Source organism: Pseudomonas sp. 05N434, assembly GCF_056396965.1.
The window spans coordinates 1-7,941 of record NZ_JBFTMK010000200.1 but is presented as its reverse complement, the minus strand read 5'-3'; the positions used below and the strand labels follow the sequence as shown (position 1 = coordinate 7,941).

The 7,941-nt window shown below is 56.6% G+C and carries 10 protein-coding genes and 1 pseudogene; 2 read left to right on the top strand and 9 right to left on the bottom strand.

Going from position 1 to position 7,941, the window contains the following annotated elements; all coding sequences use genetic code 11:
- Positions 1 to 75: 75 nt before the first annotated feature.
- The 4 genes from AC1DLB_RS14510 to AC1DLB_RS14495 all read right to left on the bottom strand — a co-directional run bounded on the left by AC1DLB_RS14510 (position 76) and on the right by AC1DLB_RS14495 (position 2,417).
- Entirely contained in the window at positions 76 to 474 is a 399-nt protein-coding gene (locus AC1DLB_RS14510; RefSeq protein ID WP_007939479.1) for a carboxymuconolactone decarboxylase family protein, read from the bottom strand.
- 314 nt (positions 475 to 788) lie between these two features.
- Positions 789 to 1,499 (bottom strand): SDR family NAD(P)-dependent oxidoreductase, encoded by a 711-nt coding sequence (locus tag AC1DLB_RS14505; protein ID WP_064615873.1) that lies wholly within the window; start codon positions 1,497 to 1,499, stop codon positions 789 to 791.
- Positions 1,500 to 1,542: 43 nt separating this feature from the next.
- A complete protein-coding gene (locus AC1DLB_RS14500) occupies positions 1,543 to 2,199 on the bottom strand; it encodes a DsbA family oxidoreductase (RefSeq protein ID WP_477744116.1) in 657 nt (218 codons plus the stop codon).
- Positions 2,196 to 2,417, bottom strand: a complete 222-nt coding sequence (locus AC1DLB_RS14495; RefSeq protein ID WP_007939483.1) for a tautomerase family protein — start codon at positions 2,415 to 2,417, stop codon at positions 2,196 to 2,198. Before AC1DLB_RS14495 ends, AC1DLB_RS14500 begins: the two co-directional genes overlap by 4 nt.
- Positions 2,418 to 2,613: 196 nt before the next feature.
- Between AC1DLB_RS14495 and AC1DLB_RS14490 the strand changes: the two are divergent.
- Together AC1DLB_RS14490 and AC1DLB_RS14485 are read left to right on the top strand one after the other, a co-directional pair.
- A pseudogene (locus AC1DLB_RS14490) lies at positions 2,614 to 2,865 on the top strand (ATP-binding protein); the annotation flags it as partial.
- Positions 2,866 to 3,520: 655 nt separating this feature from the next.
- Entirely contained in the window at positions 3,521 to 4,447 is a 927-nt protein-coding gene (locus AC1DLB_RS14485) for a LysR family transcriptional regulator (RefSeq protein ID WP_477744115.1), read from the top strand.
- Here AC1DLB_RS14485 and AC1DLB_RS14480 read toward each other — a convergent pair.
- From AC1DLB_RS14480 to AC1DLB_RS14460, 5 genes are all read right to left on the bottom strand, one after another.
- The gene (locus AC1DLB_RS14480) at positions 4,364 to 4,681 is read right to left on the bottom strand and encodes an AzlD domain-containing protein (RefSeq protein WP_007939492.1); all 318 of its coding nucleotides are present in this window, start codon (positions 4,679 to 4,681) and stop codon (positions 4,364 to 4,366) included. The two genes, AC1DLB_RS14485 and AC1DLB_RS14480, sit on opposite strands and share 84 nt — an antisense overlap.
- Positions 4,660 to 5,376, bottom strand: a complete 717-nt coding sequence (locus tag AC1DLB_RS14475) for an AzlC family ABC transporter permease (RefSeq protein ID WP_018929283.1) — start codon at positions 5,374 to 5,376, stop codon at positions 4,660 to 4,662. Before AC1DLB_RS14475 ends, AC1DLB_RS14480 begins: the two co-directional genes overlap by 22 nt.
- On the bottom strand, positions 5,373 to 5,786 hold the full coding sequence (locus tag AC1DLB_RS14470) for a GNAT family N-acetyltransferase (RefSeq protein ID WP_477785171.1): 414 nt from the start codon (positions 5,784 to 5,786) through the stop codon (positions 5,373 to 5,375). Before AC1DLB_RS14470 ends, AC1DLB_RS14475 begins: the two co-directional genes overlap by 4 nt.
- 46 nt (positions 5,787 to 5,832) lie before the next feature.
- Positions 5,833 to 6,579: a 2OG-Fe dioxygenase family protein gene (locus AC1DLB_RS14465; RefSeq protein ID WP_018929285.1), complete on the bottom strand. Its 747-nt coding sequence runs from the start codon at positions 6,577 to 6,579 to the stop codon at positions 5,833 to 5,835.
- A 231-nt stretch (positions 6,580 to 6,810) separates the two neighbouring features.
- Positions 6,811 to 7,941 (bottom strand): OprD family outer membrane porin (locus AC1DLB_RS14460; RefSeq protein WP_477785170.1); only part of this gene is annotated, 1,131 nt, incomplete at its 5' end.

Genomic DNA, 7,941 nt, shown 5'->3' with positions numbered 1-7,941 from the left:
GTCCTGGGACCACCGCTGGTGATTGCAATCAACTTATCCTTCGTCAGCTGGCGAAGGGCAGGTTCTCGCAACGGCTTATGCGGCTTTGGGTTGCGAGTGATCTTTGACATACCGGACGATACTCAGCGTTTCCTGCCGGAACTGCTCGTAGTCGATCTGCTGGGCGTTAATAAAGGTGCTGCCCATCATGGTCAGCGAGCCCATAAAGCTGGCTTCGGAAATTTCCTCGTCGCTCGCGCCAAACAGGCGCGCGGCTTCGGTATGGAACAGAGCGCAATACTTGCAACGGGTCGCCCCGGATACCGCCAGACCTATCAACTCCTTGTACTTATTAGGAATCTTGGTATCTGCCAGCCAGAAATCCCGGGCTACGCCCCAGAATCCGATCGCGCCGCCTTCCGGCATCTGCTTGATCCACTCCGGAACCAGACCCAGGGTCTGTTCAATTTCCTGATAGGTATCACGAATGGCCATTTGACACCTCCTTACCTCTGTAGAGACATCTTCTATAGAGATATAAATAGTTTAGTTCCCTGGCGGCCATGCCAGAGCCGGCTGCAGCACGACTTCAGCAAATGAACTCTTAACCATCGTAGAAACAACAGGATGGATTTAGACTTTTCGGGCGCAATGACGCACCGCTCAGTACCTGGAGTTATCAGACTTGGCGGGTTGGCTAAGGGACGATCTTCGGATGATGCACGTGCTGGTAAAGCGTGCACCATACAAAACAAAGCCCTCGCAAAAACGCGAGGGCTTTGTTGTTTCTGATGTTTAGAAAACAGGTCTTAGTGACCCGCACTCTGCCCGCCATCAACGTGCAGAATTTCCCCGGTGACAAAGTTGGCGCTGTCCAGATACACAACAGCCTGAGCAATATCGCTGATCTCGCCCATGTGCCCAACCGGATGCAAACTCCCCAGCGCTTCATGGGTTTCCTCTCCGTGCATCGGCGTTTTGATGATGCCGGGGCTAACCGCATTCACTCGAATCCCGCGCTTGGCGTACTCGATGGCCAGTGATTTGGTCGCCGCGTTCAAGCCACCTTTGGTCAACGAAGCCAGTACCGATGGCACACCGTCAATGGCGTGGTCCACCAGGCTGGTGGTGATGTTGACGACGTGGCCTTTGCCCTGCTTCTCCATCTCGGTGATCGCAAGTTGGGTGATGTAGAAGAAACCATTCAAGTTCACCGACAGCACCGCGGCATAGTCTTCAGGGGTGTAAGCAGTGAACGGCTTGGCGACGAAGATCCCGGCGTTGTTGACCAGGGTGTCGATGCGGCCAAAACGTGCGATCGCTTCACGAATGACTTGCTGAGCGACCGCCGGGTCGCCGATGTCGCCCGCCACGGTAAGGATGTCCGGGTCGGTGGACGGTTTGATCGAACGCGAGGTGGCGACAACCTTGTAATCGAGATCACGGAAAGCCTTGACCATGCCTGCGCCGAGACCTTGGGAGGCGCCAGTAATTACGATGACTTTTTTCGAATTGCTCATGATGAACCTCTACTCATAAATGATGGTTTGAAAAAGTGATTAATCAGGCTTCAACAGGCGCCTGCGCCATTTGTCTCAACATCTGTTCGTAGTACTCGACCGATTGCGAACCGGACACCAGGTGACGGCCGTTCAGCACCATGGCCGGTACCGAATTAATGCCGCGCTCGCGGTAAAACACTTCAAGCTCACGCACTTCCTGGGCAAACGCTCCGGACACCAACACCTCACGCGCACTCGCCGCATCCAATCCCACTTGCGCCGCCAGCCGAACCAGCGTCTCGCGATCGTTCGGGTTCTGGCCGTCGGTGAAATAAGCACGCAGCAGGGCTTTCTTGAGTGCGACCTGACGCCCTTCCTGCAACGCCCACAACAGCAATCGGTGAGCATCGAAGGTGTTATGGAAGTGGGTGCGCTTCTCCAGATCGAACTTGAACCCGATGGCCTCGCCACGAGCGATCTGCATCGCTTTACCGGCGGCGACGTCCTCGGCGCTGCGCCCATACTTGCGCATCAAGTGCGCAACCGCGTTCTCGCCTTCGGCCGGCATGTCGGGGTTCAGTTCGAAAGGCTTGAAAGTCAGCTCGACCGAGACTTCACCCGCCATGTTCTCGATCGCTTGCTCCAGCGCCGTTGCACCCAAGGCGCACCACGGGCACACCACATCGGAAATGAAATCGATGGTGACGGAGGCGGTCATGACTGCCCCTCCGCCTCAGCCAGTTGCTTGCGGTACTGGGTGGTGGTGATACCGGCATAGCCCCAGTTATCGGTGTCGACTTCCTCGATCACGATGTGGGTCAGGTCCGGGCGTTTGTTGAGGACGCGTTCCAGGGTTTCAGTGATTTCGGCGATCACCTGAGCTTTCTGCTCCGAGGTAACACCATCGCGGGTAATGCGTACGCTGACAAAAGGCATGATGAGTCTCCAGTGACCTGCCCTTCGGGATGAATGGGTAGGTGGGTGGAGCTCAATGTAGGAGGTTGGTTAGGGGGGATAAAGGTGGGGGCGGGAACATCATTAGTGACGTGGTGTAATGAGTCCGCACTCAGGCCAGATCTTAACCTTTATGCTAAATTATGGCTGGCCAATAATTATGGCGTATCCATAAAAAGAGGTGGTCGACCAAGCGAAAACAGATTTGGTGCTGATCATCGACGAAGTGCAGCACGCGATTCCCTCCGACGACGGCAATCAACTGCTCCTGGCACTCAAAGCCGCTCGTGATGCAATAAACCCACGCCCTAATACACCTGGCTACTTTCTGTTCATCGGAACGGGATCGCACAGGGCGCAAGTCAGCGAAATGACTGCAAAGCGGAACCAAGCATTTTCCGGTGCAACGTCGGCGGCTTATCCGGTGTTGGGCATGGGATTTATGCGATTACGGATCAGTTTGTTCAGGAGAGTTGGTTGGAAGAACGAGCGTTGATTGACGCCAGTTAGAATCCAGATGAAGCATGTAGCTCAATGCCGACTGGCCATTGAACGGTGCGGCGGTGTTGGGCTTTTCCGCAGCCTGAAAAGACGCCGACATACGGTCCGACACACACGTTGACACCCCCACTATAGGGGCAGAGAATTAAATCGAGAGCGCGAAACCGACTGCCTCCAAGTGGCAATAGTCGGCGGAGGGACCTCGTTGATGACTTGGAAATCGACGCCTGGTGAGACCTCTTCTCCCCTGCTTGAGGGAGCACAATATCAAGCACCTTTTTCATGAAAGCAGCCTGATCAGGCTGCTTTTTTTTTGCCTTGGGAAAAGGTTTCGTTGATAAAACAAGCAGCCAAAAAACGCCCACACCTCCCCCATCCGGGCCACTTTCTTGACCCCGATCATCTCCCCTCCAACAAAAATCTCGATCCTGTGCAAGCCTCCAGCCATCGGACGCAGAATCATTTCGCTACTAAACTCGGGACAAGCATGCTCTGGTGCAGGATCATAGCCAGCACGCGACCCACGCCCACCGGGCGGCAAGGTACACAACAATAGCCAGCCCACTTTAGAGGGCATTACCCAAATGGATAGCAGAACCTTACGCAACCTCATGCGCATCGTGCAGACCGGCTCGTTGTCGGCGGCGGCAGAGCATTCCTTTTTGACCGTGCAGGCATTGGCCGCGCAGTTGAACAAGGTCGAAGAGCAGTTCGGTTTTCGGTTGTTTCGTCGCTCCAACAAGGGGCTGACCCTGACCACACAGGGCACGGAGCTCACGCCCTACATGGACAAAGTGTTGGTCGCCACGCGGCAGCTGGAAGAGAAAGTCGCCGCGCTCAAGGTGCCCGGGCAGCGCACGCTCAAGGTTGCGCTTAACACCACGCTCTCGGCCGACTTCAACCGGCGAATGATCGAACGCCTCATCGAGGTGTTTGCTGATTATCAGCTGGAATTCAGCTACGCCGAGTCGATGGAAAACCTCAGCAAGTTGAAGAATGAGGACTTCGACCTGGCCGTGCTGATCGGGCCGCAACAGCCGGGGTTGCCCAGCATTGCCCTGCCCGATGTGCAAGTGCAGGTGGTCGGTGCTCATTGCGGTCAGGAAAACGACCCGCTGGTGCTGCTTGGCAATAAATTTCAGGTTCGGCCGGCCGACGACTGTCCGTATTCCCACAGCTTCTTGCGATTTCTCGACGCAGGCCTTGGCAACTACGAGTCAGGCAAGCGGATGATCTATTCCTGCAGTGAAACCCTGACCCTATCGTTGATCACGCAAATGGACGGACTGGGCATGGTTTCCCGTGAGGCGGCCCTGCGTAACGGCCTGACCATTTTCCCGGGGTTCGAGGACTCCCTCGAAGTGCGGCTGGCGATCAATAATCCCGAGTTGTCGGGTCAGGCCTTGAATGAAGTGGTCGATCTGCCGTTACATGAACGAGCCGAGCGCAATGTACGCAGCCGTTCCCACCGCAACGGAGAGAAAGAGATTTTTGCTGAAATACGCACATAACAACGTCGGAATGGCTGCATAAAATTCCGGGCGATCGAGCTGCACATGCTGATCCTTGATCAACAGGGGCGTGAGGCTGATGGCAGCCACGATCGCCACCGGCAGGTATTCCAGCGCCCGGGCGACCAGAGGTGGCCAATGATCGGTGTTCACCTGCAGCGGCAACGCGCGTGGCAGGAATGTCACGGCCATCATCAGCGCGACGACCAGGATCAGGAACGTTTGGTCAGGCATACACCCACTCCGCAGCCCACGAATGTGGCGATGAATACGTTGAAGGGTGAGTTGCCAATCAGGCTCAGTGCACCCATGCAAGCGACCGCGGCCAGTGCGGCGATCAGTTTGTTGCGGGTGTTGCAGAGCGATACCAGCACGTAGAGCATCATCGCGGTCAGTGCATAGTCGAGCTGATATTTGATCAGGTGCGCCGCGTACTGCGCGCAGATCGCCCCCAGCAAACCGCCGAGTACCCACGAGGTGTGGCAATACAGATTGAAGCCGATCAGGTAACGCACATTGACCGGCGAGCCCTTGCCCAGTTTGACGCTGTGGAAGGCGAACGATTCATCGGTCAGCCCACCGGCATAACACCAGCGTTCCAGACGACTGAGCCCCAGCGCTTGCAGGGCCTTGGCCATATAGACCGACATCAGCATGTGCCGCGCATTGATCAGAAACGTGGTGAGGATAATGGTGGTCAGCGACGCACCGCTGGAGATCAACGCCAGGGCGGCGAACTGTGAGGCACCGGCGTAGACGAACAGGCACATCGCGACCGGCAGCCACACGGGCATCCCGGCATTGACGGCCATCAGACCGAACACAAACGACACCGTGAAGTAGCCCGCAACCACCGGGCTGGCTTCAGCAAACGTGCGCGAGGGCTGGGGCTCGACCATCAGCGGCTGGCTGCTGGACGTCTCATTCATAGGTCCCTCTCAAAGGTAGTTTCGCCGCGCGGCTCACAAAAGCCCTGGGCACTCCAAAAGCGTTTGCCGGCAAGGTTAGCATCGTCGACGAACAGGAACATCCGCAGCACACCCACCCGTTTCATGTCCRCCGAGGCCGCTTCCACCAGACGTTGACCGACGCCCTGGCTGCGATACAACGTGCTCACCGCCAGGTGATTGATGGTGCCACGGCTACCAAGCATGCCGCCCAACACCGCGCCGACCACTTCGCCACCGACATCGAGTGCGAGGAACGCGGTGGTGGTTTTCTGCTCCAGCACACCGCGCAGGCATTTGGCGTCCTGCCATTCACAGAAAGACACTTCTTCGAATTGCCGAAAGAAGCGCTCCAGGCGTTGGGCATCCTTGGCCGTCGCGCGTCGCAGCATCACCGGTGCAGAGCACTCGGTGATGTTCATCATGGGGTCGAACTGTTCAGCGAACAATGTCGAAAGCGGTCCCGGGCCGCGAGAAGGAAATGGCCAGAATCTGCCGATAGGCCATTTCGTGAGCATGGGTGTTGCGCGCCGGTGTCACGTAGTGACGCATCTCGCGATCGAGGAAGTAGGTGGTGTCGAGGATTTCCAGATAGGTCGTTGCCGCCAGCTGTTCCTCTTGGGCCGAATACAAACGGCTCTCCGCCCCGTCCACATTGTTGCGACCCCAGAAATGCACACCGCTGAACGGATAACCGTCGCAATGAATACCTTCCGGGGTGATTTCCAGTTGCTTGCCCGGCTTGATCTCGATGCGGATCTGATGAATCTGGCATTGCCAAATTGCGTCGTGCAGTTCCGGCGGCAATACGTGTTTGTACACCTCGAAATCCGTATCGATCAGGCTGCGCATCACCGGCGAATTAATGACCTCATTAGAGAAGTCCTGGAAGTGCCGCTCCAGTCCACCGACGTAGCTGTTGTTGGCCTTCGATTGCACGTAGGCGCGGTGTTCCAATTGCTTCAAGTCACGGGTGACCGGGTTGTATTCAAAATCGCTGTAGCGACGAAAACGCATGCCCGCATCGGCTTGGCCGTAATAACTGTCCGGCTCCATGTTTTCCCAACTTTTGGTCAGTCTGACGAAGTCGGAAAAATGACCGAAGAGGTTGAAGTCGGCTCCCTGGACGTTGACATACTTGTCGCGCCGTAGCGATTCACCAACTTCTCTGTTCAACACGATCATTACTAGGTCTCCGCTGCATTAAGCGGCCTAATCTAGTAGGTGCCGGATTGACGGCCCATGAGAAAGAATTTCAGGCATATCAAGCGTTGCTTGAAACGCAGGATGAAGTAGCTTCAATTCGACTTTTTACGATCGAAAACAGCCGTTTTCGGTGTTTTTATATGGTTATGAGGCAAAAAAAACCCCGAACCAGTCAGGGTTTTTATCGAGTCTGAACAACTCAGCCGATCATCAGAAGATGTTGATCGGGTAATCCACGAATACGCGCAGTTCGTTGCCGCTGACGTTGTACTCGCTGGATTTCTGCGACACACGCAGGATCGAGCTGCGTACCTTCACGCTCAGGTCTTTGGCCGGGCCACTCTGCACGACGTACTTGAACTGGTTGAAGATCTCGCGCTCGGTGCCGCCTTCACTGGTGGAAGTGGTGATGTTGTCGCCGCGCACGTAGGCCACGTTGTAGCTCAGGCCCGGAACGCCGAAGGCGCCGAAGTCCAGACCGTAACCCAGCTGCCAGCTGCGTTCGTCTTCGGCGTTGAAGTCGGACCAGTAGGAGTTCGCCAGGTAAATGGTGTTGCCGCCGTCGCCGACGCGGTTCTGGCCGCGCTGATAGCCACCGTAGGCATAACCCAGGTTGCTGTCGCCGGTGCTGCGCTGGTGGGCGAGGGTGAACGAGTGCGGGCCGGTGGCAAAGGTCGCTGCCAGGCTCCAGATTTTGTTGTCGTCGCCGGTGACACCGTTTTCCCGGACGTAGGAGTTGTCCAGCTTGGTGCGATAGCCGTTGAAGTCCAGGGTCAGGGACTGATCCTTGGCAATCGGGAACACGTAATTGGCGTTCACGTATTGCTTCTTCAGTACGTCTTCGACGTCGGAAGCGTACAGCGCTGCCTTGAACTGTTCAGTGAACTGGTAGCTACCGCCCAATACATTGATCGACTTCAAGCCACCGCTGTCACGGCCTTCAGCGCTTTTGCGCGATTCAGCGGTGAAGCGACCGGCGTTCAGCTCCAGGCCTTTGATCTCTTTGGAGGTGATCAAGGTGCCGGTATAGCTTTCCGGCAGCAGGCGGGAGTTGTCGTAGTTCAGCACCGGCAGGGCCGGCATCTGGTCACCGTAGGTCAGGACGGTGCTGGAGATACGGAATTTGACCGCGCCACCGAACTTGGACAAGTCATCCGCCGCGTTGCCGCTGTCGCCCTGCTTGAAGAAATCGATACCACCGGCGCCGCTGCGGCCTTTGCCGCCGTCCAGACGCAGTGCGTACAGACCGAAGGCATCCACACCCACACCGACGGTGCCTTGGGTGAAACCGGATGAGTAAGTACCGATGGCCGCTTGGCCCCATTCGGCTTTGTCCGGGTT